25 protein-coding genes are annotated in these 24,108 nt (G+C 70.9%); 13 read left to right on the top strand and 12 right to left on the bottom strand.

What is annotated here, in order from left to right; genetic code table 11:
- Window positions 1-4 precede the first annotated feature (4 nt).
- Entirely contained in the window at window positions 5-1,189 is a 1,185-nt protein-coding gene (locus tag KFLA_RS23835) for an MFS transporter (RefSeq protein WP_049797423.1), read from the bottom strand.
- Between the two features lie 44 nt (window positions 1,190-1,233).
- On the opposite strand from KFLA_RS23835, the gene KFLA_RS23840 reads away from it, so the two are divergent.
- Both KFLA_RS23840 and KFLA_RS23845 read left to right on the top strand, forming a co-directional pair.
- The gene (locus tag KFLA_RS23840; RefSeq protein ID WP_012922382.1) at window positions 1,234-2,238 is read left to right on the top strand and encodes an SAM-dependent methyltransferase; all 1,005 of its coding nucleotides are present in this window, start codon (window positions 1,234-1,236) and stop codon (window positions 2,236-2,238) included.
- 18 nt (window positions 2,239-2,256) lie between these two features.
- Window positions 2,257-2,727: a P-loop nucleotide/nucleoside kinase family protein gene (locus tag KFLA_RS23845; RefSeq protein WP_148256721.1), complete on the top strand. Its 471-nt coding sequence runs from the start codon at window positions 2,257-2,259 to the stop codon at window positions 2,725-2,727.
- Between the two features lie 67 nt (window positions 2,728-2,794).
- Here KFLA_RS23845 and rpmB read toward each other — a convergent pair whose 3' ends face one another.
- From rpmB to KFLA_RS23870, 5 genes are all read right to left on the bottom strand, one after another.
- Window positions 2,795-3,016: a 50S ribosomal protein L28 gene (rpmB, locus tag KFLA_RS23850; RefSeq protein ID WP_012922384.1), complete on the bottom strand. Its 222-nt coding sequence runs from the start codon at window positions 3,014-3,016 to the stop codon at window positions 2,795-2,797.
- A 246-nt stretch (window positions 3,017-3,262) separates the two neighbouring features.
- Entirely contained in the window at window positions 3,263-5,248 is a 1,986-nt protein-coding gene (locus KFLA_RS23855; protein WP_012922385.1) for an aldo/keto reductase, read from the bottom strand.
- A 30-nt stretch (window positions 5,249-5,278) separates the two neighbouring features.
- On the bottom strand, window positions 5,279-6,121 hold the full coding sequence (locus KFLA_RS23860; protein ID WP_012922386.1) for a carbohydrate ABC transporter permease: 843 nt from the start codon (window positions 6,119-6,121) through the stop codon (window positions 5,279-5,281).
- Window positions 6,111-7,109, bottom strand: coding sequence for a carbohydrate ABC transporter permease (locus tag KFLA_RS23865; protein WP_012922387.1), 999 nt, complete (start codon window positions 7,107-7,109; stop codon window positions 6,111-6,113). The genes KFLA_RS23860 and KFLA_RS23865 overlap by 11 nt, the downstream gene beginning before the upstream one ends.
- Entirely contained in the window at window positions 7,110-8,396 is a 1,287-nt protein-coding gene (locus KFLA_RS23870) for an ABC transporter substrate-binding protein (RefSeq protein WP_012922388.1), read from the bottom strand.
- A 192-nt stretch (window positions 8,397-8,588) separates the two neighbouring features.
- On the opposite strand from KFLA_RS23870, the gene KFLA_RS23875 reads away from it, so the two are divergent.
- A complete protein-coding gene (locus KFLA_RS23875) occupies window positions 8,589-9,200 on the top strand; it encodes an HAD family hydrolase (protein ID WP_012922389.1) in 612 nt (203 codons plus the stop codon).
- Here the strand turns inward: KFLA_RS23875 and KFLA_RS23880 are convergent.
- The 3 genes from KFLA_RS23880 to KFLA_RS23890 are packed head-to-tail and all read right to left on the bottom strand — an operon-like array spanning window position 9,197 to window position 11,611.
- Entirely contained in the window at window positions 9,197-9,838 is a 642-nt protein-coding gene (locus KFLA_RS23880) for an alpha/beta hydrolase (protein ID WP_012922390.1), read from the bottom strand. The genes KFLA_RS23875 and KFLA_RS23880 overlap by 4 nt on opposite strands.
- A 13-nt stretch (window positions 9,839-9,851) precedes the next feature.
- Window positions 9,852-10,994 carry an MFS transporter gene (locus KFLA_RS23885; protein ID WP_012922391.1) on the bottom strand — a complete coding sequence of 381 codons (1,143 nt, stop codon included), beginning with the start codon at window positions 10,992-10,994 and terminating at the stop codon, window positions 9,852-9,854.
- Window positions 10,994-11,611 (bottom strand): HAD-IA family hydrolase, encoded by a 618-nt coding sequence (locus tag KFLA_RS23890; protein WP_012922392.1) that lies wholly within the window; start codon window positions 11,609-11,611, stop codon window positions 10,994-10,996. The genes KFLA_RS23885 and KFLA_RS23890 overlap by 1 nt, the downstream gene beginning before the upstream one ends.
- A 75-nt stretch (window positions 11,612-11,686) precedes the next feature.
- On the opposite strand from KFLA_RS23890, the gene KFLA_RS23895 reads away from it, so the two are divergent.
- Entirely contained in the window at window positions 11,687-12,847 is a 1,161-nt protein-coding gene (locus KFLA_RS23895; RefSeq protein WP_012922393.1) for an ROK family protein, read from the top strand.
- A gap of 90 nt (window positions 12,848-12,937) precedes the next feature.
- Window positions 12,938-13,711, top strand: a complete 774-nt coding sequence (locus KFLA_RS23900; RefSeq protein WP_012922394.1) for a hypothetical protein — start codon at window positions 12,938-12,940, stop codon at window positions 13,709-13,711.
- Between the two features lie 12 nt (window positions 13,712-13,723).
- Here KFLA_RS23900 and KFLA_RS23905 read toward each other — a convergent pair whose 3' ends face one another.
- Genes KFLA_RS23905 through KFLA_RS23915 form a run of 3 tightly spaced genes read right to left on the bottom strand, consistent with a single transcriptional unit; the run spans window position 13,724 to window position 16,186 of the window.
- Entirely contained in the window at window positions 13,724-14,347 is a 624-nt protein-coding gene (locus KFLA_RS23905; RefSeq protein ID WP_012922395.1) for a DinB family protein, read from the bottom strand.
- On the bottom strand, window positions 14,344-15,183 hold the full coding sequence (gene thiD / locus KFLA_RS23910; protein WP_012922396.1) for a bifunctional hydroxymethylpyrimidine kinase/phosphomethylpyrimidine kinase: 840 nt from the start codon (window positions 15,181-15,183) through the stop codon (window positions 14,344-14,346). The genes KFLA_RS23905 and thiD overlap by 4 nt, the downstream gene beginning before the upstream one ends.
- Window positions 15,184-15,223: 40 nt before the next feature.
- The gene (locus KFLA_RS23915; protein ID WP_012922397.1) at window positions 15,224-16,186 is read right to left on the bottom strand and encodes a thiamine-phosphate kinase; all 963 of its coding nucleotides are present in this window, start codon (window positions 16,184-16,186) and stop codon (window positions 15,224-15,226) included.
- 127 nt (window positions 16,187-16,313) lie between these two features.
- Here KFLA_RS23915 and KFLA_RS23920 point away from each other — a divergent pair, with 127 nt between their 5' ends.
- From KFLA_RS23920 to KFLA_RS23955, 8 genes are all read left to right on the top strand, one after another.
- The gene (locus KFLA_RS23920; protein WP_184806149.1) at window positions 16,314-16,550 is read left to right on the top strand and encodes an Lrp/AsnC family transcriptional regulator; all 237 of its coding nucleotides are present in this window, start codon (window positions 16,314-16,316) and stop codon (window positions 16,548-16,550) included.
- The gene (locus tag KFLA_RS23925) at window positions 16,529-17,014 is read left to right on the top strand and encodes a DUF3515 domain-containing protein (RefSeq protein ID WP_012922399.1); all 486 of its coding nucleotides are present in this window, start codon (window positions 16,529-16,531) and stop codon (window positions 17,012-17,014) included. Before KFLA_RS23920 ends, KFLA_RS23925 begins: the two co-directional genes overlap by 22 nt.
- A gap of 35 nt (window positions 17,015-17,049) precedes the next feature.
- On the top strand, window positions 17,050-18,288 hold the full coding sequence (locus tag KFLA_RS23930; RefSeq protein ID WP_049797424.1) for a sensor histidine kinase: 1,239 nt from the start codon (window positions 17,050-17,052) through the stop codon (window positions 18,286-18,288).
- Between the two features lies 1 nt (window position 18,289).
- The gene (locus KFLA_RS23935) at window positions 18,290-18,943 is read left to right on the top strand and encodes a response regulator transcription factor (protein WP_012922401.1); all 654 of its coding nucleotides are present in this window, start codon (window positions 18,290-18,292) and stop codon (window positions 18,941-18,943) included.
- An 89-nt stretch (window positions 18,944-19,032) separates the two neighbouring features.
- Entirely contained in the window at window positions 19,033-19,485 is a 453-nt protein-coding gene (locus tag KFLA_RS35890) for a DUF6463 family protein (RefSeq protein WP_012922402.1), read from the top strand.
- Window positions 19,486-19,556: 71 nt separating this feature from the next.
- Window positions 19,557-22,289, top strand: coding sequence for a COG1470 family protein (locus KFLA_RS35895; RefSeq protein ID WP_012922403.1), 2,733 nt, complete (start codon window positions 19,557-19,559; stop codon window positions 22,287-22,289).
- 99 nt (window positions 22,290-22,388) lie between these two features.
- Window positions 22,389-22,805, top strand: coding sequence for a YciI family protein (locus tag KFLA_RS23950; protein ID WP_012922404.1), 417 nt, complete (start codon window positions 22,389-22,391; stop codon window positions 22,803-22,805).
- Between the two features lie 45 nt (window positions 22,806-22,850).
- Window positions 22,851-24,071: an RNA polymerase sigma factor gene (locus KFLA_RS23955; RefSeq protein WP_012922405.1), complete on the top strand. Its 1,221-nt coding sequence runs from the start codon at window positions 22,851-22,853 to the stop codon at window positions 24,069-24,071.
- Window positions 24,072-24,108 lie beyond the last annotated feature (37 nt).

Consider the following 24,108-nt stretch of genomic DNA (forward strand, 5'->3'; position numbering starts at 1 on the left):
AAGGCTAACGTCTGGCCCGAAGTGATGCGCTGAGCAGACCGGCCACCGGGCCCAGCGCCAGCAGGGCGGCGAGCCCGGCGTACCCGACGCCGAGTGTCGCGACAGTGGCAATGCCTGCGACCAGCAGCGGGCCACCGGCGTCGCCCAGCTCGCGGCCCAGCTCCGCCGTGCCCATCGTCTGCCCCAACCGCTCAGGCGGAGTGGACGCCGCCAGAGCCGCGAAGCCCAGCGGGGTGATCAGCCCGGTTCCGGTCCCGATGAGCACCGCGGCGATCAGCAGCCCGGTCAGTCCGGGCAGCGCCGCGCTGAGCAGTCCCAGCACCGTCATCAGCAGGCCCACCGTCAGGCCGGTTCGCGTGCCCAGCCGACCGGCGTCCAGGGCTCGCCCAGCACGCGGCTGCACGACCGCAGCCGTTGCAGCGAGCACAGACACGGCTGCACCCGTGGCGATCGGTCCCAGCCCAGCAGAAGCGCCGGTGACCGGCAGGAAGCCGACTCCGACCGACAACGCCGCGGTGGCAGCGGCCAGGGCCGCGGTAGGCCGAAGGAAGACGGGGTCGGCGATCCGCTTGGCCAGGTCCAGAACTGTCTGTCGAGTACGTGGCAGAGGCGGAACCACCGGCACGGCGAGCAGCGCCCAGACCGCCACCACCAGCGCCAGAACAGTCGTCACCGCGAACAGCAGTCGCAGCCCGCCGGCCCACACCAGTCCGCCACCGAGCAGCGGGCCCAGCGTGTAGCCGACGCTCTTCGCGAACCCGTAGCTGCCGAAAGCCCTTCCGTGCTTTGCTGCCGGGTTCAGCCGCGCCACCAGCGCCGAGGCCGCCGGCGAGAACGCCGAGGCCGCCGCGCCCTGACCGAGCCGGGCGACCCACAACCAGCCCGGACTGTCCACCACCGCGTACGCCGCGGAGGCGACCGCGAAGCCGACCAGTCCGGCCAGCAGGACCGGCCGGGCGCCGACCCGGTCCGCGATCGTGCCGAACAGCGGCTTCAGCAGGACCTCGGCACCGTCGTACAGGGCGAGCAGGATGCCGAGCGTCAGCAGGGACTGCACTGCGTCCTCGGAGAAGCCACCGAGGTTGGCAGCGACCGCATGGGCCCCGAAGGCGGTGGTGAAACCGGCTGCCCACAAGGGCCCCGTGGAGCGCCCTGTGCTCGTCTCAGCTGTTCCGCGGTCGGCCGTCACGGCTGCGAATGTAGCGGGCGGTCGGCCGGCGCTTACCATGTGCTGTGCCTGCCTTGCTCTTCTCGTTCTCCCCCGACAGCTACGAACTGGCGGTGCGGGAGATCCGCGAGGAGTTCGGCCGCGACGTCGAGATCGAGCGGGTCAGCGCGAACCTCGGCCGGCTCGTGGCGAACGCGCCACCTGTCGGTGAGCTGGCCGCCGCCTGCGACGACGGCCGGATCATCTTCGTCCGGCACCTGACCGTGGAGATCGCCGGCTTCCCGCCGGACGACGTACCGCCGGGGCACGAGCTCGCCGAGCTGGTGCTGGCCGAGCTGCCGCGGCATCCGCAGCGCCTGGCGGTGCAGACCTGGACGGACGGCGCCGGCAGCGGAGGGACCTTCTACCACCTGCTCGAGGACGCGCTGGGCGCTCGCGGCGTCGAGGTGAGCCGGTCGGGGCAGGAGATCGTGGTGTCCTGCTTCGTGTCCGGCCGCGCGGTCCTGGTCGGGCTCAACCGGCTCGAGCACAGCCTCGCCGACTGGCCCGGGGGCCGGATGCGACTGGCCCGGTCCGACGAGCGGGTGTCACGGTCGGAGTTCAAGCTGGAGGAGGCGATCCAGACCTTCCGGCTGGACCTGCGGCCGGGCGGCAGAGCCCTGGACCTCGGCGCCAGCCCGGGCGGCTGGACCCGGATCCTGCGGCAGTACGAGCAGGAGGTCTGGTCGGTCGACCCGGGCGCGCTGGACCCCCGGCTCGACACCGACCGCCGGATCCACCACGTCGCCACCACGGCCGGCGAGTTCTTCCGCCGCAACCAGGTCCGCTTCGACGCCGTCGTGAACGACATGCGGATGGACCAGGTGATGAGTGCCCGGGTGATGCTCGACGCCGTCCCGCACCTGCGCCGCGGAGCTCTGGCCGTGGTCACCCTCAAGGGCGGCGGCCGCAACCCGCTCGACGCGGCCCGGCGCGGGATGGACGTGCTGAGCAAGGAGTACGACGTGCTGCACGCGCGTCAGCTGCACCACAACCGCCGCGAGATCACCGTCGTCGCCCGGGCCCGCTGACCGATGCCGGCCGCAATCATGACGCTCCTGATCGGGTTACCCGGCTCAGGCAAGACCACGCTGGCCAGGCGACTGGAGACCGAGCGTAACGCGCTCCGGCTGACCCCCGACGAGTGGATGAGCGCGCTGTTCGGCGCCGGCGAGCACAATGGCAAGCGCTGGGTGCTCGAATCGCAGCTGCTCTGGAGCGTCGCCGCCCGCGCCCTGACGCTGCAGACCAACGTGATCCTCGACTACGGCTGCTGGAGCCGCGAGGAGCGTGAGCTGTTCCGCCGGCGGTCCACAGACCTCGGCGCCCGGACCGAGCTGATCGTGCTGGACCCTCCGCTCGACGTGCTCTGGTTACGCCTGAGCGCGCGCAACGAGCTCGCCCCGGCCGCCACCTTCCGGATCACCCGCGACGAGCTCACGGCGTACGACGGGAGCTTCGAGCGGCCGGCGCCGGAGGAGCTGACCGCCTACGACCGGTACGTCGTGCAACAGCAGTAGGCGCCCGGGAGATCCCGGGCGCCTCTGAGGCCCTACACGGAGGCCGGCCTACCGGAGGCCGGAAGTTCTAACCGACGACGCGCTGAACCTTGCCCGCCTTGATGCAGGAGGTGCAGACCTTCATCTTGGTCGGCGTGCCCTTGATGATCGCGCGGATCGGCTGGATGTTGGGGTTGAACCGCCGCGGCGTACGCGCCTTGACCCGGCGGATCATCGCGCCCTTGCCGAGCCGGGCAACACTGTTGCCGAACGTCGGCTGCTTGCCGCAAACATCGCACTTCTTAGACATGATTCTCCGTGTTCAAGGGTCTTCAAGGGCGTTCAGGGTGCTCACAGAGGTGCTCGACGTCGTGCTCGACCTCAGGGCACCGACAGACCATGCTACACAGCGCCGTCAGCCCGGACCAACTCGGTCCTGGTCCTCCGGCAGTCGACCTCGGGCCGTCCCGCGCCCCACGGCCGGCTTCCACCCCCACCTTGAGCACGGCTCAGCCATTTTCGCCGCGAGATCGTGGCTGAGCCGTGCTCGAAGTCGTCATTCGGCGGTCAGGTAGGCCACCTCGTCCTCGGTCAGCTGGACCGAAAGGCCCGGCAGCGAGGTGCGGGTCTCGGAGATCTGCCGCGGGCCGATCAGCGGGAAGACCGGGTACGGCTGGTGCAGCAGCCAGGCCAGGGCGATCGCGGTCGGCTCGACGCCCTTCTGCTCGGCCAGCTCCCGGGCCCGGCGCAGCCGCTCGAAGTTCTCGTCGGAGTAGAAGCAGCGCACGAGCTCCTCGTCGGTGGTGTCCTCCGGCGTGGCCCGGCCGGTGAAGAAGCCGCGCGCCTGGCTCGACCACGGGAACAGCGCGACCTGCCGCTCCCGCAGCCACGCCTGCGACTCGTCGTCGCTGACGTGCCGGCAGCCCTTCCACGGGACGTCGTACGCGCGGGCCAGGCTGAGGTGGTTGCTCAGCAGGGTGAACGGCTGTTTGCCGTGCGCGGCGGCGTAGGCGTTGGCCTCGTCGAACCGCGCGGTGGACCAGTTCGAGCCGCCGTACGCCTTGATCCGGCCGGCCCGGAAGTGCTCGTCCAGCACGTCGACGAACTCACCGACGGGGATCTGCTCGTTGTCGCGGTGCATCAGGTAGAGGTCGACGTGGTCGGTCCGCAACCGCTCCAGGCTCTCCTCCAGCTGCCGGGTGATCGACGCCGGGTCGCAGTGCGGCGTGTGCGCACCCTTGCCGATGACAACGACCTCGTCTCGGTTGCCGCGCGAGGCCATCCACTGCCCGAGCAGCTTCTCGCCCCGGCCGCCGCCGTAGACGTACGCCGTGTCGAACGTCGTGCCGCCGCGCTCGACGAAGTCGTCGAAGATGGTCGCCGCGTGCGGCAGCGTGTTCTGGTTGTCGACGCCCATCACCAGCCGGGAGACCTGCTTGTCCAGCCCCGGCACCACGCCGTACGTCATCGGGGCGTCCGCGCGCCGGGCCAGCGGACGGCCCGTCGTGGTCGGGATCACCGCGTCGTCGCGCTCGCTCGCGTACTGCTGGCCGATCGCCCGGCGCCAGGCGTCCTGGACCTCCAGGTTGCCGAGCGTGTCCGCCCAGGACATCTCCGGCGCCTGCCGCTGCTCGATCGCGGCCGCGACGGCGTCCGCCTCGGCGGCGTAGATGAAGGCCGGCTCCGCGGAGATGTCCCGCGGCTCGTGGCCCACCTTGTGCACGGTCACGTGGGTCGGCTTGCCGTCACCGCCGAACCACGGGTCCTCGACCACCAGGTAGCCGTCGCTGCCGAACACCTTCACCACCGGCTCGTCCTTCAGCCGCACCCCGGTACTGACCTGGGCGGTCATCCCGCTGTCGAAGAACAAGGTGGCGACCGCCCACTCGTCGGCGCCGGTCTCGCCGACCGTGCCGGCACCGGTGACCGCCGCCGGGTCGGCGAACGGCTTGCCGACCGCGGCCCCGGCGATCAGCCGGGCCATCGACACCGGGTAGCCGCCGACGTCGAGAATGCCGCCGCCGGCCAGCTCGTCGGCGTACAGGCGGCTGTCGGCGCGGAACTGCGCCTGGAACGCGAACGACGCCTGGATCTGGTGCACGGTGCCGATCTCGCCGTCGCGGACCAGCTGGGCGACCAGCTTGGTCTGCGGCAGGCACCGGTACATGTACGCCTCCATCAGGAAGACGTCGTGGCGGACCGCGGCCTCGATCATCGCCGCGGCCCAGGACCGGTTGATCGCGAGCGGCTTCTCGCACAGCACGTGCTTGCCGGCTTCGGCCGCCTTGATCGCCCACTCCGGGTGCAGCGGGTGCGGGGTGGCGATGTAGACGGCGTCGACGGTCTCGTCGGCCAGCAGCGCCTGGTACGACGCGTGCCGGTGCGGGATCGCGTAGGTGTCCCCGAAGGCGTCGGCCGAGGCCTGGCTGCGACTGCCGACCGCGGCGAGCTCGCCGGTGGTCGAGGACGGGAGCTGACTGGCGAACCTGGAGGCGATGTTGCCGGTCCCCAGGATTCCCCAGCGGAGCGAGCTGTTGGGCACAGAGGGTCCCCTCGAAGTGTGCGGACAGGGTCAGGACTTCACGGCGCCGGCGGCGATGTCGGCGATGAAGTGGCGGCCGCCGATGACGAAGACCCCGATCAGCGGCACCACACTCATCAAAGCACCGGCCATCACCATGCTGTAGTCGGTGCCGTAGACACCGTTCAGCTGCTGCAGGGCGACCTGGAGAGTGAGCTTGTTCGGGTCCGTCATCACGATCAACGGCCACAGGTAGTCGTTCCAGACGTTGATGAAGGTGAAGATGCCGAGAAAGGCCAGGCCGGGCCGCAGCACCGGCAGCCCGACGGTCAGGTACTGCCGGAAGAAGCCGGCGCCGTCGACCTTGGCGGCCGCGATCAGCTCGTCGGGAATCGCGCCGCGGGCGTACTGGCGCATCCAGAAGATGCCGAACGCGTTCGCGGCGCCGGGAATGATCAGCGCCTTCAGCGACCCGATCCAGCCGAACTCGGCCAGCGTGACGAACTGCGGCACCAGCGCCAGCTGCGACGGGATCATGAAGGTGGCCAGCAGCAGCCCGAACAGCCACTTGCTGCCCGGGAACTCGTACTTGGCGAACGCGAACGCCGCCAGCGAGTCGAAGAACAGCACCAGCACCGTCACCCCGAGCGAGGCGAGCAGCGTGATCAGCATCGCGCCGAAGAAGTCGATGTTGTCCAGCACGTTGCGCATGTTCTCCAGCAGGTGCGAACCGACCACCAGCTTCGGCGGGTAGGTGAAGATGTCCGGAGTGGTGTTCGAGGCCATCACCAGCATCCAGTAGAACGGGAAGATCGACAGCGCGACGCCGAACATCAGCACCAGGTGGCTGACGACCTCGCGGATCCGGCCGGAGTGATTCGACTCAGCGCTCATCGGTCTGCTCCTTTCCCGCCCGCCGCCGCAGCCGGCTGGTCAGCCGGTCGTTCTCGTCGCCGCCGATCAGCCGCCAGTTGATGATCGAGAACAGCACGATCAGGATGAACAGCGCCCAGCCGATCGCGGCGCCGTAGCCGAACTGGTTCGCGCCGAACGCGTTCTGGTACAGGTACGACACGATCGTGGTGCCGGCGCCGCCCGGGCCGCCGGAGTTGCCGAGCAGCACCTGGGACTCGGTGAAGATCTGCAGCCCGCCGATCGTCGAGGTGATCGCGGCGAACAGGATCACCGGGCGCAGCATCGGCACGGTGACCCGCCAGAACGTCTGCCGCGGCGACGCGCCGTCCACCTTGGCCGCCTCGTAGACGTCGGACGGGATCGCCTGCAGACCGGCCAGGAAGATGATCGCGTTGTAGCCGACCCAGCGCCAGGTGACGATGGTGGCGATCGCGACCTTGATGCCCCACGGCTGGCTGAGCCACTCGATCTTGTTCAGCCCGACCGACTGCAGGAACGCGTTCAGCAGGCCGAAGTTGTTGCTGAAGATCGAGCCGAACACCATCGTCACCGCGACCACCGAGGTGATGTTGGGGATGAAGTAGGCGATCCGGTAGAAGCTGCGGAACCGGGTCGCGTTGTGCAGCGCGTTCGCGATCACCAGCGCGAGCAGCAGCATCGGAACCGTCGACAGCACCCAGATGATCAGCGTGTTGGTGATCGCGGCCCAGAACTTCGGGTCGCTGAGCAGGTAGCTGTACTGCTCGAGCCCGACCCACTGCATCGCGCCGATGCCGTCCCAGGAGTGCAGCGACAGCCAGATCGAGAACAGCACCGGGAACGCGCCGAAGATCGCGAACAGGATGAAGAACGGCGAGATCGCGGCGTACTGCGGCAGCGCGCGGCGGTACCTGTTCGGCGGCCGGCCGGCCGGGTCCTTGGTGGTGGCGGTCACCGCGGGAGCGCTCACCGCGTTGCTGACGGCCATCTAGATCGCCCCCATCCGGGACAGCTCGCGGTGCACCTGCTCCTGAGCGTCCTTCCAGGCCTGGTCCGAGGTCTTGCTGCCGACCTCGACGTTGACCAGTTCGGCGGTGATCGGGGTGGCGATGACGCTGTCGTACGGGCTGAAGTACGAGCCCGGGTACTTCTCCGCCGAGGCGGCGAACACGTCGACGATCCGCTGGCCGCCGAAGAACGGGTCCGGCGCGGTCAGCCGCTGGTCGTCGTACGAGGCGGGCGTGGAGGGGAACAGGACCGGGTCGAGGAACGCCTCGGCCTGGTTCTTGGCCGACTCCAGCCAGGTGATGAAGGCGAACGCGGCCTCCGGGTCCTTACAGTACTTGGTGATCGCCAGGAACGAACCGCCGCGGTTGCCGGCGCCACCGGGCGGGGCGCAGACCCGCCAGTTGCCCTTGGTCGCCGGTGCGGCGTTCTTCGGCCCGAGCTGCGCCCACCAGACCGCAGCGTTGAAGGCCACCAGCCGGCCGTTGGTGACCACGGCGTTGACGTCGGTGGTGTCGGCCTGCGCGTTCGCCGACAGCCCTTCCTTGACCACGCGCACGGCCAGGTCCCAGACCTGCCGCAGGTGGTCCTGGTCGCCGATGTACTGGCCGTCGGGCGTCATGTAGCGCTTGGTCTGCTGGGCCAGCGCGTAGAGGTAGATGCTGGTGATGTTGTCGGTGATCGCCGAGCCCGGGATCGCGGCTTTCACCTTCTTGGCCAGCTGGATGTAGCTCTCCCAGTCCGGCGCGGCCGCGGCGACGTCCTCGGGCTCGGTCTCGACGCCGGCCTTGGCGAACAGGTCGCGGCGGTAGAACAGCGCGGTCGGGCCGGTGTCCATCGGGTAGGCCATCATCCGGTTCTCCGGCGTGATGCCGAGCTTCCACTTCCACTCCAGGAAGTCGCCCTTGAACCGGTCGGCGCCGAGCTCGTGCAGGTCGAGGAACTGGTCGGCGTTCGGGAAGTACGTCGCGACGTCGTCGTTCATCGCCACGATGTCGGGCACCAGCGACTTGCCGGCCAGCGCGGTCAGCACCTTGGTCTTGTAGCTGGTGCCGATCCGGGTCATCGCCAGGCGCTTGGCGGTCGCGCCGGGAATCGCCTTCTCGGCCTGGCCGATCAGCGAGTCGTTCACCGAGCCGACCCAGGTCCACATGCTCAGCTCGTCCGGGCCGCCGAGCGAATCTCGCGACCCGCCGCAGCCGGTGAGGCCGAGTGCGGCGGCGGCACCGCCGGTACTCAGGGTCAGGAACTTCCGTCTGGTCAGAGTCATGCGCCTCACCGGGCTCTCTGTGTTCGATTGCGCCAGAAGTTGTCCGGATATGTTCGGACCGCTCAAGGTAAGCGCATACCAACTGAACCGGTCAAGGGTTCGCTGCTCGCGCTGCGTCCATCGTCCGGAAGCGGTCGGTCATCGTCCAGACCGGACTGCGGACGCGCTCCGGCCGGCTGGTTGGATGGGCGCATGACCATCGAAGCCGTGCTGTTCGACGCCGACGGCGTGATCCAGCTGCCGACCGTCGACTGGCAGGCAGCGCTGGAGAGCTCTGTGCCCGCCGGCCGGCCCGCCGGGGAGTTCGTGCTCGACCTGATGGCCTCGGAGGCTCCTTCGGTGGCCGGCAAGGCGGACTTCCGGGAGGCGGTGGCCGAGGTGCTGGCCCGCTGGAACGTGACCACTCCGCTCGAGCAGGTGCTCGGCCTGTGGCAGCGGTTCGAGGCCGATCCGGACGCGATCGCGCTGGTGCAGGAACTGCGCGCGACCGGCGTCGGCTGCCACCTGGCGACCAACCAGCAGGCCTACCGGCGGGCGATCATGAACGACCAGCGCAACTACGGCGCCTGGTTCGACCGGTCCTTCTACTCCTGCGACCTCGGTGTGGCGAAGCCCGACCCGGCGTACTTCAAGACGATCGTGGCCGCCATCGACCTGCCGCCCACGGCGGTGCTGTTCGTCGACGACAACCAGGCCAACGTCGACGGCGCCCGCGAGGCCGGCCTGCACGCCGAGCAGTTCCACCTCTCCAGCGGCCTCCCCGAACTGCGTGAGCTGCTGCAGTCGTACGGGTTGCTCAGCTAGAGATCCGAGACGGCGACCGTGGCGAGGTCCGGCCGTACTTCGTGCCCGCCGGAGAACTCGTGGAAGTCGACCTGGTAGCCGGTCGCCCGCAGCGCCGGCACGAGCCGGTGACTGCAGCGCTCGATCGGCAGGACCGGATCCGCGTCGCCGTGCGAGACGAAGACCGGCGGCCTGCCGTGCCGCGGCCCGGGCACGACGAATCCGGGTGAGAACGCGATCACCCGGCTGAACAGGTCACCGTTCGCGAGGCCCAGCCCGAGCGCGTACGACGCCCCGTCGGAGAAGCCGGCGACGGCGATCCGCGCCGGGTCGACTCCGAAGCGCTCGAACACCTCGGTCAGCGCGGTGTCCAGAGCTTCGACGTCCGGACCGAACCCGGTCCGAATGGCGTCCCAGGTGATTGCCCGCGACTTCGGCGCGAGCAGCAGGAACTTCGCCTCCTCGGCCTGGTCCCGCAGGTACGGCAGCGCCTGCTCCGGGTGCGACGTGGCGCCGTGCAGCAGGACGACCATCGGCAGCGAACCATCCGGCAGGTCGGTGGGCACGAACAGCGCTGCGGTGCCGAAGAAGTGCAGGCCCGCCCCCGGAGCTGTTCCGCGCGGAGCGAGCGGTCGGGCGTGCAGAGTCGCGGCCGTCATCGGCCTCCTTCGGTCAGTCGCGGTCGTCCCCGTGACCGCTGATTGAAGCAGACAGGTCGCGCTTCGGGCTTGCGGACAACGGCCGGCTGATGGTCCAGAGAACGGCCAGCAGCGGCAGGGGAATCAGGAAGGCTATGCGGATCTCCAGCCAGCCGGCCAGCCCCGCCAGGAGACTCGGAGCGAGCAGGATCGCGGTTCCCGAGGCCAGCGCGCCGAGAGCGGTCAGCCGGGCCGGGTTGATGCCCGGAGTGGCGACCAGTGCGGCAATGGTGAGCGGATAGATCGGCGCGACGCCGAGGCCGGCCAGGACGAGTCCGGCAGTCACCAGGGCCGGGCTGTCGAAAACGGTGACCAGCAGCGTGCCGGCCGCGGCCAGGAGACCCGCCGGGACGAGCGGCGACCAGTTCCGCCAGTGCAGCGGCCCGATAGCCCGGCCGACGGCCATTCCGATGGGGAATCCGCTGCCGAGCAGAGCCGCCGTCGCCATCGGTACACCGGTCGCCGCGAGCCGCGCGACCGCCCAGATGACGAAGCAGAACTCCACCCCGACAGCCAGTACGACGCGCAGCCACCCGCGGAGTACCTGCGTCACCGGGGACCGCTCGGCGTCGTCCTGAAAGGTCGGCCCCACGCCTGGACCGGCCATCATCGCCAGCAGCACCAACGGCGGTACGGCGATGAGCAGGGCGAGCCGGCCGGTCGGTCCGAGCGAGTCCAGTCCACCGATCGCCAGCGGCGCGAAGATGCCCGTCGCACTGGCCACCGCGTTGACCCGGGTCAGGCGAGCGGCGGCTGCCGGACCGTGCAGCAACAGCGGCGCGACGAGCACGAGCAGTGCGCCACCGATCCCGACCGAGAGCCCTCCGGAGATTGCCGGCAGGAAGCCCTGGGCCAGCGCGAGCAGAGTCGCGCCGACGGCACACAGCAGCGCGCCGATCCGCAGTACGGTGCCGATGGCAACGGACCGCAGCAGCGCCGGACCGGTGGCCGCGACGATCAGCAGACCGACCGCGAAAGCGGAGGACAGCAGGGCCAGCTCGTCCGTCGGCCGGTCCAGATCGCGGGCCAGCACCGCGATCGACGCCCCGAGTCCGGCCAGCAGGAAGCCGAGCGCGGAGAGGGCCAGCCCGATCCGGAGGTCGACGCGCCGATCCATCAGCCCGTCGCCAGCAGCTTCGCGAGCTGGTGCAGGTCGGTCAGTGCGAGATCACCCGACAGCCCTTTGAGCGCAGCGGTGAAGGCCCCGGCCGCACGCCCCGCCTCGAGCCCGACCTCGGCATCCTCCACCACCAGACACCGCTCCGCCCGTACGCCGAGCAGCTCCGCCCCGCGCAGGTATCCCTCCGGGTCCGGCTTGCCCCGAGTGATGTCCTCGATCGTCACCAGGACCGGCGGGTGGATCGCCGCCGCCGACAACCGCGCCTTGGCAAGACGCTGGTCCGCGCTGGTGACCACGGCCCAGGGCAGCCCCCGCCGCTCCAGCACGTCGAGCAGCTCCAGCGCGCCGGGAGTCGCTGTCACGTCCGACAGGTCGTCGTACTGCAGCTGCAGCTGGCGGCCCGCGGCGAGCGTCCGCAGCGTCGGGTCGAGGCCGGGCAGGACGCGGTCGACCGTGGACTCGGCGGGACTGCCGTGGGCGATCGCGAGCACCCCGGCCGGGTCCACGCCGTACTCGGCCGACCAGGTCGTCCAGGCCCGCTCGACCGCGGCGTCGGAGGACACCAGGGTGCCGTCCATGTCGAAGAGCACCGCGTGTACGTTCCGGACATCCATCGAGGCCTCCATTAAGCTCGTCCACCGAGGATAACCTCTGGGCACCTGGGGCCCGCAAGAGCTGGGAGCTGCGACGTGGCCAGACGAGGGCGATGGCAGACGGCGGCCGAGGTGCTGAACCTGATGGCCCGGCGCCCCGGCATCACGCGCGCCGCGGTCGCCAAGGAGCTCCGGCTGAGCACGAGTTCGGCGACCGAGGTGACCGCCCGGCTGCGCGAGTTCTCGCTGCTCAGCGAACTGCCGGCCCCGATCCACGGCCGGGGCCGGCCGACCACTGTTCTGCAGGCTCACCCGCACGGACCGCTCGTCCTCGTGCTCGACCTGCGGCAAGGCACCTGGCGGAGTGCGATCGCCCAACTCGACGGCACGCTGGAGCTGCAGCAGACGACGCGCCACCGCAGCAGACGGCCGGACTCGGTCCTCGCGAGCTTCCGCGAGACAGTCATCGCCGCGCAGCAGCAGTACGGCGACCGGCTGGTCGCCGTCACGCTGGCCGTCGTCGGCTCCGTCCGGGGCAACCAGCTTCTGCAAGCGGCGACGCTCGGCTGGCGCGATGTCGACCTGTCGCCAGTGGTCGAAGGCACTGGCCTCCCCCTGCTGGCGGGCAACGACGCGACGCTCAGTGGCGTGGCCGAGGCCCGGACCGGAGCTGCCGCGGGAGCAGGGACGGCGCTGCACCTCATCGTCGAGGTCGGTGTGGGCGGCACGCTGATCCTCGGCGGAGTTCCGGCCGGTGGGGCGACCGGTACGGGCGGCGAGTACGGGCACATGCCGTTCGGCGATCGCTCGGTCCTCTGCCCGTGCGGCGCGCGCGGCTGCTGGGACCTGGAGATCGACGGCCGCGCGTTGGCCCGCCGACTGGGCGAGCCGGAACCGGACGACCCCTACGGCTACGCCGAGGACGTACTGCGCCGGCCACCATCCCCGGCAACACGTTCGGCGATCGAACTGGTCACCGCGGCGCTGGGGTCGGGGATCGCCGGCCTGGTCAACGCGCACGACCCGGAGGTGGTGACGCTCGGCGGTCTGGCCGTCCCGCTGCGGGCCGCGGCGCCGGAGGCTTTCGAACGCGGCTACCGCGAGAGCCTGATGCAGTTCCGCCGGGCCGCTCCCCCGCCGGTGCTCGACTCGGCCCACTCCGAGGACGGCGTACTGCGCGGTGCCGCGGCACTCGGCCTGGACCACCTCACCACCGAGAGCGCCTTGACCGCCTGGGCAGAAACCCACGCTCCGTAAGGCGTTATCGAGTCTTTACTCAACCAAACCCCTTGCTGCGGTCGTCTACCAGGACATTCGGCACCAACAACCCAGGGGGGAACCACTTCCATGCGTACCACCATCGCCGCCCGCCTCGCCGTCACGCTGGCCACCGCCGCGGCTGCCGTCGCCGGCACCGTCGCCATCGCCCAGCCGGCCTCCGCCGCGACCGCAAACACTTGCCTCCAGCAACTGACTGGTGCGCAGCAGTGGGGCTACGACCAGACCATGACGACGCGCGGGCGGCTGAAGTTCTTCACCGACTGGCCCAGCTCGGAGTCGTACTGCAAGGACATGTCGGTGTCGCTGGGCATCAGCCGCACCAACACCGCGTTCTTCCGCAACCAGAACGCGGTCCGGGAGACCTCCGCGCACCGGATCAGCACCTTCTCCGCCACCTTCGGATTCGGCACCGACGGCTACGGCCAGTGGATGATCCGGCAGATCGCGGTGAAGGACCGGGCCGGCCGGGTCGCGGTGAAGACCTTCACCCGCCAGACCACGCCGCGGGTGCTCACGCTGCGGTTCCAGTCGACCGTCAACGCCGGTCCCAAGGGCACGCTGGTGCCGAAGGCCGGCAAGCTGCTGGTCAGCGGCAACCTGAAGGCCTGGCACTACACCGGCCGCCAGGTCAACGTGCAGAACCAGCAGGTGCTGGTGCAGGTCCGCCGGCCGGGCACCTCGACGTACGTCACCCGCGCGACGATGACCAGCAACCAGCTGGGCAACTTCGCGACCAACCTCGCCACCGCGGGGCTGAAGGGCTCGGCGGTCCGGGTCGCCTTCTACTCGAAGATCCCGACCGTGGCGAGCCAGTGGCAGTACCTGGGCACGATTGCCTGACCGTGGTGCCGATCAGGAGGTGACGCCCTCAGGGGCCGTCGCCTCCTGGTCGGTTCCGTCCTCCACGGGCCTCGGCGCCGGGACGATCGGTGGCTCGACCTCGGCCAGGATGCTGATCAGGTCGTGCCGGTGGTGCTGGATCTCGTGCGCGGTGTGCCGGACGATCCAGCTCAGCGTGCGCGGCGCCCGGACCGGGTAGTTGTAGAGCCCGAGCCGGCCCAGCTCGGCCGGCGTCAGCACCCGAGCGGCCGCACCGAACTCGCGGGCGAACCGCATCAGCGCCGCCGCCACCTCGACCGGGTTCTGGTCCTCGTACTTGGCTTCCTTGACCCGCCCGGTCCGGTCCATCGGCGCGTACATCGGCCGGTCCTCGGCCAGGCACTGCGCGATCCGCAGTCGCTGCACCTCGAGCACGTCACGGACGTGGCAGGCGTACTCGATCGCCGACCACACGTCCGGCTCCGGCCGCAGTCGCACGACGTCCGGGTCGGGTCCGGCGGCGGCCTTGGTCAGCGCCATCGCCGTCTCGGCGGCCTGCCGGACCAGCAGCGTGACCGTGCCCTGCAGGTCACCCGTGCCGTAGTTGAACCCGCACTCCTCACACAGCCCGTCGACCGGCGGCTGGCGCTTCGTCACTGTCCACTCCCTCGCTGTGCGCTCCCTCGAAAGCGCCACGCGTGGTCCACCGGCCCGATCCCGCCACCCAGCGGGAACCCGGCGGCGACCGCACCGCTGATGTACTCCTTGGCCGCCCCGACCGCCGACGGTACGTCGTACCCCCGGGCCAGGTACGACGCGATGCTGCTGGCCAGTGTGCACCCGGTGCCGTGGGTGTGCCGGTTGTCGGCCCTGGGCGCACTGAACTCTTCGCGGACGCCGTGGCCGTGCAGCACGTCGACAGACGTGTCACCGGCGTCATGACCGCCCTTGACGAGCACCCACGACGCACCGGCCGCCAGCAGCTTCTTGGCCGCGAGCTCACGGTCGTCCAGCGTGCGCAACTCCACCCCGGCCACCGGACCCAGCTCGGTGAGGTTCGGCGTCAGCACAGTCGACAGCGGCACGATCTCCGCGCGGATCGCCGCCATGGCGTCCGCGTCGAGCAGCGTGTCGCCGTGCTTGGACACCGACACCGGATCGATCACCACCGGAACGTCCGGCGGCAGGGTGCGCAGCAGCGCGGCGACCAGCCGGACCATCGGCGCGGAGGCGAGCATGCCGGTCTTCACCGCGTCGACGCCGATGTCGTCCACCACACTGCGGAACTGCGCCTCGACCTGCTCGGCCGGCAGCTCCCACGCACCCTGGACGCCGAGGCTGTTCTGCGCCGTGATCGCGGTGAGCACGCTCATCCCGTGCACGCCGTTGGCCAGCATCGCCTTCAGGTCGGCCTGGATGCCGGCGCCACCGCCGGAGTCGGAGCCGGCGACGGTGAGCACTCGGGGCGGAACTGCGGGCGGGCCGGACGTCATCTCTGCTCCTGGACTGGTCGGTGCGGGAAGGGCGGGCCGGTCAGCTCGCGAAGTGGGCGTGGCCGGCCGGGGCGGCGTAGGCGGCGCCGTCGACGGTGACGGTACCGGCCGGCAGATCCTGATTGCCTTCAGCAACCGATCCGACGACGGTCCAGCCGTCCGGCACGTCGGCCGGTTCGAAGGTCCCGACCAGCGCGTGGTCCTCGCCACCGGTCAGTACGAACGTCAGCGCGTCCAGGCCGGTGGCGGCGGCGACCGCCTCCAGCGGCTCGGGCACAGCCAGCGCCTGGGAGCGGACGTCGATCACCACCTGGCTGGCCTCGGCGATGTGCCGCAGATCAGCGATCAGCCCGTCGCTCACGTCGCACATCGCGGAGGCACCCGCGATCGCGGCGCGCGGCCCTTCGGCGTACGGCGGCTGCGGGCGGCGGTGGGCGTCCACCACGCTGCGCGGCGAGCGGAAGCCGCGGGTCAGCACGGCGAACCCGGCCTCGGCCCAGCCCAGCCGGCCCGCGACGGCCACCTCGTCGCCGGGCCGCGCTCCGGAGCGCAGCACCGGCCGGCGGCCGTCGAGCGAGCCGAAGGCGGTCACCGAGACGACGACCTTGTCGGACTGCACGGTGTCGCCGCCGACGATGCTCACCCCCAGCAGGTCGGCCTCGTCGGCCAGTCCCTGGCTCAGCTCGACCGCCCACGCCGTCGGCAGGTCCGTGGGCGCCCCGAAACCGACCACCAGCGCGGTCGGCCGGGCGCCCATCGCCACCACGTCGGCCAGGTTCTGCGCGGCGGCCTTGCGGCCCACGTCGTACGCCGACGACCAGTCCCGGCGGAAGTGCCGGCCCTCGACGAGCAGGTCGGTCGTGATCACCATCCGCCCGTCCGGCACCGCCACCACGGCCGCGTCGTCCCCCGGACCGACCAGAACGTCCTCACCTTGGGGAAAGCCCTTGGTGACGGCCGCGATCAGGCCGAACTCCCCAGTGCTTCCCAACGTCTCTGTCACGTCAGCAGACCTCCCATGTACCCACGGGGAGTCTAGGCGGTACGGTGACCGGGCAACGACGAGTACGCCCGGCCGCTCTGCAGTACTGTGGCCGGTGCCCGCTGAGGACGACTGAGTGGAGAACGACGTGGTGGTCCAGGCCTACATCCTGATCCAGACCGAGGTCGGCAAGGCCGCCGATGTCGCAGCACAGATCGCCGAGGTCCAGGGCGTCACCCTGGCCGAGGACGTCACCGGCCCGTACGACGTGATCGTGCGCGCCGAGGCCCGCAACGTCGACGAGCTGGGCAAGCTGGTCGTGGCGCGCGTGCAGAACGTGCCCGGGATCACCCGCACGCTGACGTGCCCCGTCGTCCACATCTGAGCACCGAGCGGCGGGCCGCGGCGGTCGCGGTCCTGCTGCTCGCCCTGGTGGCCGGCTGCGGGGGGGAGCCGGTGCCCGTCGCGGTTCCGCAGCCCGCCCCGGAGGTCTCCGAGGCCTGCACGTCGCTGGTGAAGGCGTTGCCGGCCAAGGTGCTCGACGGTGAGCGCCGGGAGACCGATCCCACGAGCCCGCTGACCGCGGCGTACGGGGATCCGCCGATCGAGCTGACCTGCGGCGTCGCTCCGCCGGCCGGAATGGCACAGGCCCAGTCGCAGTGCTTCGAGGTGAACGGCGTCGGCTGGTTCGCCAAGGAGGCGGACAACGGCGTCATCTTCACCACGATCGGCCGCAAGGTGTACTTCGAGGTCGCCGTGCCCGCCCAGTACGCGCCCGAGGCGAACGCGCTCACCGACATCTCGGACGCCGTCAAGGCCCACAACACCCTGATCACCCCCTGCACCTGACCGGAGCAGCCACGGCCGGAGCCTACGATCGGGCCATGACCTCGACCGGGCGCCTGGAGCGGTGGATGCGGGCGCACCCGGTCGCGCCGGACGCCCTGCTCGCCCTCGCGCTCGCCGCGGTCACCGGGCCGCCGTCGCTGGAGATCCTCCGGTCGGCCACGTCGCCAGGCTGGGTGCTCTGGACGGCCGGTGTGTGCGGGGTCGCGGTGCTGGCCTCCGTCGCGCTGCGCCGGATCGCCACCCAAGCGGCGTTCCTGCTGGCCGGTCTGGCGATGGCGGTGACCCTCGCCCTGCCGAACACAACGGTCCGCACCGCCGGGCTGGGACTGGCCGGCGCGGGCAACGAGATCGAGATCCCGCTGTTCTTCCTGCCGTCGTCCGCGGTCTTCCTGGTCCTGCTGTACGCCGTCGCCGCGCACTGCGACCGAGTCCCGAGCCGGCTCGCTCTCGGCATCAGCCTGGCCGGGGCTTTGCTGTGCACCGCGAGAACCGCCACGGCGTACGGCATCCTCCCTGCCGGCTGGCTGACCCTGTTGCTGGCTCTGCTGGCCTTGATCGCCGCCGTGGCCGGCACCTGGAGCGTCGGCCGTTCCCACTTCGACCGGCGGCGACGCCTCGCGGAAGAGGCCGCTGAAGCCGCCGAGCGGGCCGTCACCGGCGAGCGGCAGCGCATCGCCCGCGACATGCACGACATCGTGGCGCACTCGCTGGCGGTCATCGTGCGTCAGGCCGAAGGCGGCGCCGCCATCGCCGCCAAGTCGCCGGACCGGGCAGTCCAGGCGCTGACCGTCATCGCGGGCACCGCCCGCGAGGCGCTGACCGACATGCGGGGCACGCTGCAGGTGCTGCGGGAGGCCCCTCCCGGCGAGGCCGTGCAGCCCTCGCTCGCGGCGATCCCTGCGCTGGTGGAGCGGGTACGGGCGACAGGCGTCGAGGTCCGCTTGACCGAGCAAGGCACGGCCGGCGTCATGACACCCGGCGCGGCGACGGCGGCGTACCGCCTGGTCCAGGAAGCACTGACCAACAGTGTCAAGCACGCGGGCTCGAACCCCACGGTCACCGTCACGGTCACGCACTCCCCGCACGCGTCGGTCGTCACCGTCGCCGACGACGGCGGAAACGCCGAGGACCGGGCGCCGGTTCCGGGCGCGGGCGCCGGACTGCGGGGTGCTCAGGAGCGGGTGCACGCCGCGGGCGGTACGTTCGAGGCCGGTCCCGCCGACGGCGGTTTCAGGGTGCGTGCGGAGTTTCGCGCCCGCGACAGGGAAGGCTGAGATGACGATCAGAGTCGCGCTGGTCGACGACCAGGAACTGGTCCGGGTCGGCCTGGCCATGGTGGTCGACGCCACCGACGACATCCAGATCGTGCTGCAGGCCGCCGACGGCGCCGAGGCGGTCGCGCGGCTCGCCGAGACCACGGTCGACGTCGTCCTGATGGACGTCCAGATGCCGCGCCTGGACGGCGTGGAGGCGACCAGGCTGGTGACGGCCCGGGAGAACGCGCCCAAGGTGATCGTGCTGACCACGTTCGACCTCGACGAGTACGCCTTCGCCGGACTGCGCGCCGGTGCGAGCGGGTTCCTGCTCAAGGACGCGTCGGCCGACGAGGTGCTGCACGCGATCCGCGCCGTCCATGCCGGCGATTCCGTGCTCGCGCCCTCCACGACCCGCCGGATGCTGGACCACCTCCCGACCGCACGGGCCGGGCACGAGGCCTCCCCGCTGCTGCAACGCTTGACCGCCCGCGAACGCGACGTGCTGCTGGAGATCGCCCACGGCCACTCCAACGCCGAGACCGCGCAGCGGCTCTTCCTGTCCGAGGCGACCGTGAAGACCCACGTCGCGCACCTGCTGGCCAAGCTCGAGGTCCGCGACCGGGTGCAGGCGGTGATCTTCGCCTACGAGAACGGGCTGGTCCGTCCGGGCTAGGGCGTGCCTGGGCGATCTCATCCTTTCTGGGGAGTGGTTGACCCCGTCAGGTGGACGCCGTACGTCGGCGGCACGAGCAGCCTGGTGCCATGACCCTCTTCGACACCAAACCCGTACCGGCCACCGCGCGCACGTGGTGGCGCACCGCTTCCGCCTGCGGCGGGATGCTCGCGCTGTGCGGCGGCCTGTTCCACACCGTGACCGCCGCTGTGCTGCGCCGCGACGTCTGGACGCAGGTCGTCGACGAAGGCTTCTTCAACACCGTGTCACTGGACCCCTCGCCCGAGCGGCTCGCCGTGGCGGAGGCGTTCTGGTTCAGCCCGGGCAGCTTCGGCGTGCCGTTGCTGCTGCTCGGCTCCCTCGTCACGTGGCTGGCTCGGCGCGGCCACCCGGTGCCGTGGTGGCTGGGCGCCGGCGTCGCCCTGTGGGCCGTGCTGATCGGCTCGCTGGGCGGCTTCGACCTCGGCACGCTCATCCTGCTGAGCGTCGGCGGCCTGCTCGCGGCCGGGGGCTGGACCACCCGCCGCCCGCGGGCGGTCTGAAGGCTTTCTGAAGATCCCCCCGCAGACTCCGGGACAGGGGCAGTTCACGCCAGTCTTGGGGGGATCCGGACATGCAGCACTCACGCCGGCTGGTGGGCATCGCCGTTGCCGCGGCCTTGCTCGCCACCACACTCGGTCTTTCGACACCCGCCGCCGGGCAACCAGCGGCCAGGACGGCGGCCGCGGCGGCCGACTACCCGTTCCCGCTGCCGGACTTCAGCCATCCGGACCGTCCGCACGCGCCGCGGTTCACCAAGCACCAGTTGCCGCCGATGCTGGTGGTCTACGGCCGGTTCGACGACCTGACGAACCTGAGCGAGTTCGGCGCCGAGGACAAGTTCTTCCCGATCTTCGGTTTCGGCACCGTCAGCGACTACTACCTGCAGAACGGGCTCGGCGTGCTCACCCCGGTGCCCGAGACGTACGGCGAACGCGACAACGGCGTCGTCGTGGTCGAGCTCGGCCGGTCCGCGGCCTGGTTCGGCCAGGACGTCGGCGTCCGGCGGCGTACGATGCTCGACCTGGCCGACCAGTACGTCGACTTCGCGCGGTTCGACACCAACGACAACGGCCGGATCGAGGACTCCGAGCTCGCGGTGGTCACGCTGGTGACCTCGCCGGACCCGACCTACTCCTGCGGGCAGACGGCCGGAGTCGGCGCCGGCCGGACGCTGGACGGCAAGACGGTCGCCTTCAGCACCGCCGACGGCGGCTCGCTGACCAACAACCTCACCTTCGCGCACGAGGTCGCCCACCAGGCCTTCGACCTGGCCGACCACTACGGCTTCGGTGTCGGGGCGTGGGACCTGGCCGGGCCGACCTGCGGTGGATCGACCCAGGTCTGGCAGGAACCGAACGCCTGGCACCGGATGCACATCGGCGACGACAAGCCGACGGTGATCACCAAGGACCGCTACGTCACGCTGCTGCCGCACGACCTGGCGCCGTACCGGTCGTACCTGCTGTACGACCCGGAGCGCGGCACCGACGACTACTTCATGATCGAGGCGCGCCGGCCGGTGACCGGAACCTACGAGCAGAACGTGCCCGACGACGGCCTGATGGTCTGGCGCATCGACGAGCGCAACGTGCGCAGCGGCTTCGAGCACCTGCGGGGCGTCGAGATGATCCGGCCCGACGGCATGCGGACCCCGGGCTGTGTCGACGAGGACGTCGACGGGCGCGCGGACGAGGATCCGGTGAACGGCCGCGACGACGACGGCGACGGCCGGACCGACGAGGACCGCGGCCCGGACCGCGACGGGGACGGCCGGACCGACGAGGACCCGGCCAACAGCGTGGACGACGACGGCGACGGGCGCACCGACGAGGACCCGGACGAGGTGGACGACGACTGCTACGGCGGCAGTGACACCGACGCCTGGAACCCGGCCGACACCCGGACGCCGCAACGCGAGATGACAGCGGCCTGGGCGGACGGTGCTCCGGCCAAGGTGGCGGTGCGGGCGATCGGCCACACCTTCGCCGTACCGACGCGATCGACGCTGCGGGCGTACGTCGACGTCCGCGGTCCCGGCATTCTCGTCGACGCGGCGGGCCCGAACGGCGACTCGCCGCACCCGACACTGACCGCGGGCAGCACGGCCACCTTCTCGTTCGCCGTGATGAACACCGGTGAGGCGACCGACACCTTCGAGTTCACCGAGCTGGTCCCGGCCGGCTGGACGGCGACCACCCAGCGGATGACCCTGGCGGCCGGCCAGCGAGCGACCGCGACGATCACCGTCACGGTCGGCACGGACGAGCTGGTCGGTGAACGGCACACGCTGATCGCGCGCGGCCGCAGTACGACGGACTCTTCGGTGGTGACGGAGTATCCGTTCCTGGTGGACCTCAACCGGCCCACCGCGGTCACGTACACCGGCGACAGCGCGGTCGACCACTCGGACCCCGCGCGGTTGGCGGCCCGGGTCACCGACCAGCTGAGCGGAGCACCGCTGGCCGGGCGCACGGTGGTCTTCAGCTACACCGACCAGGTCTTCGTCGAGGGCGTCACCGGTGCCGACGGAGTAGCCACGGCGACCTGGCCCGCGGAGCTACCACCTGGTCCCTACATGTTCACGATGTCGGCGGGCTCGAAGGACGGCTACACCGGCAGTACCGGCACCTTCCCGATCACTGTCGAGCCGGAGAACGCGACCCTGGCCGTCACCAGTCCGGCTGTGTACGCGGACGACTCCGGCCAGGCGATGACGATCCAGGTGACTCAGGAAGCCGATGGAACGCCGGCCGACCTCAGCCGCGCTACGGTCAAGGTGCAGTTGCGTTCGAGCCTCACCGGCGAACTCCGGAGCTACAGCGCAGCGGTTGCAACGGGTGGTGTCGCCACTGTGCCACTGGACGCGCCGGCGGGCCTCTGGTCCGCGACGGTCGAGCTGACCGGCGGCTACTTCACCGCGCCACCGATCCAGACCGAGCTGGTGGTGTACGACCCTGACGGCGAGGTCACCGGCGCTGCGGTAGGGCCTGACAGCGCGGGAACGAACACCGTGCTCACCGTGTCCGCCCGCTACCTCGACGACGCGCCTTCGGGCTCGGTCACCCTGACCTCTGGTCGTCGTGTCTTCACCGGGACCGGGCTGCGCTGGCTGGTGGTCTCGGGGACGACGGCCGTGCTGGAAGTGACCGGTCGCCTCGACAAGCAACCGGCCACCCTGCGGGCGACAGTGCAGACCGCCGGAGCCCGGGACCACTTCTCGGCCACGGTGACCGGCGCGACCACGTCCTACGCCACCGGCGACGTGACCACCAGGGCCGGCTCCTTCACCGTGCGAACCTCCTGAGAAGTTCCTCGTGGGTGCGTGTCCGGTTCGGTCCGCGGTCATCGACGTTCCCGACGAGAGGCGCCACAGTGGTGTCACTGCACACGACGGGAGAGTCGCATGAAGTACATGATCCTCAGCTACGCCACCCAGCACGACTACGACGGGATGGCGGGCAAGGACACCGACGGGCCGGCCTGGACACCGGAGCAGTTCGCCGCGATGGGGGAGTTCATGCAGAAGTTCACCACCGAGCTGGCCGAGTCCGGCGAGCTCGTCGAGACCCGCGGGCTGGCGGCGCCGGCGCTGACCCGCAGGATCGGCTCCCGCAACGGCGAAGTGGTCGTCACCGACGGCCCGTACGCGGAGACGCAGGAGGTGCTGGCCGGCTACTGGGTCGTCGAGTGCGACTCCCTCGACCGCGCCACCGAGATCGCCGCCCGGCTGAACGAGACCCCGGCCCCCGAGCACGTCCGCGCCGCGGCGTACGCGGACATCCGGCCGCTCATGGAGCACCAGGAAGAGCTGCTCACCTGATCCGGGCCCGACCTCACCGGCTGACGCAGAGAGGAGGTGAGCAGGGTGGTCCCGGCGCAGGACCCGGACGACGAGCTGAGCGACGTACTGCGGGAGCTGGCGCCGCAGGTGCTCGGCGCCGTCGTCCGGCGGTACGGGCACTTCGACACCGCCGAGGACGCGGTGCAGGAGGCCCTGCTCGCCGCCTCCCGGCAGTGGCCGGCCGAGGGACGTCCGGACAATCCCCGCGGCTGGCTGATCACGGTTGCCTCCCGCCGGCTGACCGACCTGCTGCGGCGGGAGCAGGCTCGGCAGCGGCGCGAGGACCAGGTCGCGCAGTGGTCCGTGGTGCCACCGGAGCCGGTCACCGACTCCGACGACACCTTGATCCTGCTGTTCCTGTGCTGCCACCCGGCGCTGTCCCCGGCGTCCCAGGTCGCGCTCACGCTGCGCGCCGTCGGCGGGCTCACCACCGCCGAGATCGCCCGCGCGTTCCTGGTGCCCGAGGCAACGATGACCCGGCGGATCACCCGGGCCAAGCAGACGGTGAAGGCCAGCGGCGCCCGGTTCTCGTTGCCACCCGACCACGCCGACCGCCTCGACGCCGTGCTCAAGGTGATCTACCTGATCTTCACCGAGGGCTACGCCAGCACGACCGGCCCGCAGCTGCACCGGGTGGAGCTGGCCACCGAGGCGATCCGGCTCGGCCGGTTGATCCACCGGCTGCTGCCCGACGACCCGGAGGCGACCGGCCTACTGGCGCTGATGCTGCTCACCGACGCCCGCCGCCCGGCCCGGACCGGCCCGACCGGCGAACTGATCCCGATGGCCGAGCAGGACCGCTCGCTGTGGATCCAGCCGTCGATCGAGCAAGGCGTCGCCCTCATCACCGCAGCGCTCCCCCGCGGCCCGCTCGGCCCGTACCAGCTCCAGGCCGCGATCGCCGCCGTGCACGACGAAGCTCCCTCCGCCGACGCCACCGACTGGCCCCAGATCGCCGCCCTGTACGGCGTACTGCTGAGACTGACCGACAACCCGGTCGTCGCCCTGAACCACGTCGTCGCCGTCGCCATGACCCAGGGTCCAGCCGTCGGCCTGAAGCTCCTGGCCACCATCGACACCGACCCACGCCTCACCCACGACCACCGCCTGCACGCCGTCCGTGGCCACCTGCTGGAGATGACCGGCGACCTCACCGCCGCCCGCACCGCCTACCAGCACGCCGCCACCCTGACCACGAGCCTGCCCCAACAGCGCTACCTCAACAACAAACTCACCGCCCTGTGAAGTAGCCGCCGCAGCCGAACGCCCAGCGGAGCACTGG

Origin of the sequence: Kribbella flavida DSM 17836 (genome assembly GCF_000024345.1) — a bacterium.
GTDB lineage: Bacteria > Actinomycetota > Actinomycetes > Propionibacteriales > Kribbellaceae > Kribbella > Kribbella flavida.

Coding starts and splice junctions, on each gene's coding strand:
- rpmB (WP_012922384.1), bottom strand. CDS start 3,016: ATGTCTAAGAAGTGCGATGTTTGCGGCAAGCAGCCGACGTTCGGCAAC.
- thiD (WP_012922396.1), bottom strand. CDS start 15,183: ATGACGTCCGGCCCGCCCGCAGTTCCGCCCCGAGTGCTCACCGTCGCC.
- KFLA_RS23950 (WP_012922404.1), top strand. CDS start 22,389: ATGAAGTACATGATCCTCAGCTACGCCACCCAGCACGACTACGACGGG.
- KFLA_RS23935 (WP_012922401.1), top strand. CDS start 18,290: ATGACGATCAGAGTCGCGCTGGTCGACGACCAGGAACTGGTCCGGGTC.
- KFLA_RS23860 (WP_012922386.1), bottom strand. CDS start 6,121: ATGAGCGCTGAGTCGAATCACTCCGGCCGGATCCGCGAGGTCGTCAGC.
- KFLA_RS23890 (WP_012922392.1), bottom strand. CDS start 11,611: ATGGATGTCCGGAACGTACACGCGGTGCTCTTCGACATGGACGGCACC.
- KFLA_RS23880 (WP_012922390.1), bottom strand. CDS start 9,838: ATGACGGCCGCGACTCTGCACGCCCGACCGCTCGCTCCGCGCGGAACA.
- KFLA_RS23900 (WP_012922394.1), top strand. CDS start 12,938: ATGCGTACCACCATCGCCGCCCGCCTCGCCGTCACGCTGGCCACCGCC.
- KFLA_RS35890 (WP_012922402.1), top strand. CDS start 19,033: ATGACCCTCTTCGACACCAAACCCGTACCGGCCACCGCGCGCACGTGG.
- KFLA_RS23870 (WP_012922388.1), bottom strand. CDS start 8,396: ATGACTCTGACCAGACGGAAGTTCCTGACCCTGAGTACCGGCGGTGCC.
- KFLA_RS23865 (WP_012922387.1), bottom strand. CDS start 7,109: ATGGCCGTCAGCAACGCGGTGAGCGCTCCCGCGGTGACCGCCACCACC.
- KFLA_RS23875 (WP_012922389.1), top strand. CDS start 8,589: ATGACCATCGAAGCCGTGCTGTTCGACGCCGACGGCGTGATCCAGCTG.
- KFLA_RS35895 (WP_012922403.1), top strand. CDS start 19,557: ATGCAGCACTCACGCCGGCTGGTGGGCATCGCCGTTGCCGCGGCCTTG.
- KFLA_RS23885 (WP_012922391.1), bottom strand. CDS start 10,994: ATGGATCGGCGCGTCGACCTCCGGATCGGGCTGGCCCTCTCCGCGCTC.
- KFLA_RS23845 (WP_148256721.1), top strand. CDS start 2,257: ATGACGCTCCTGATCGGGTTACCCGGCTCAGGCAAGACCACGCTGGCC.
- KFLA_RS23930 (WP_049797424.1), top strand. CDS start 17,050: ATGACCTCGACCGGGCGCCTGGAGCGGTGGATGCGGGCGCACCCGGTC.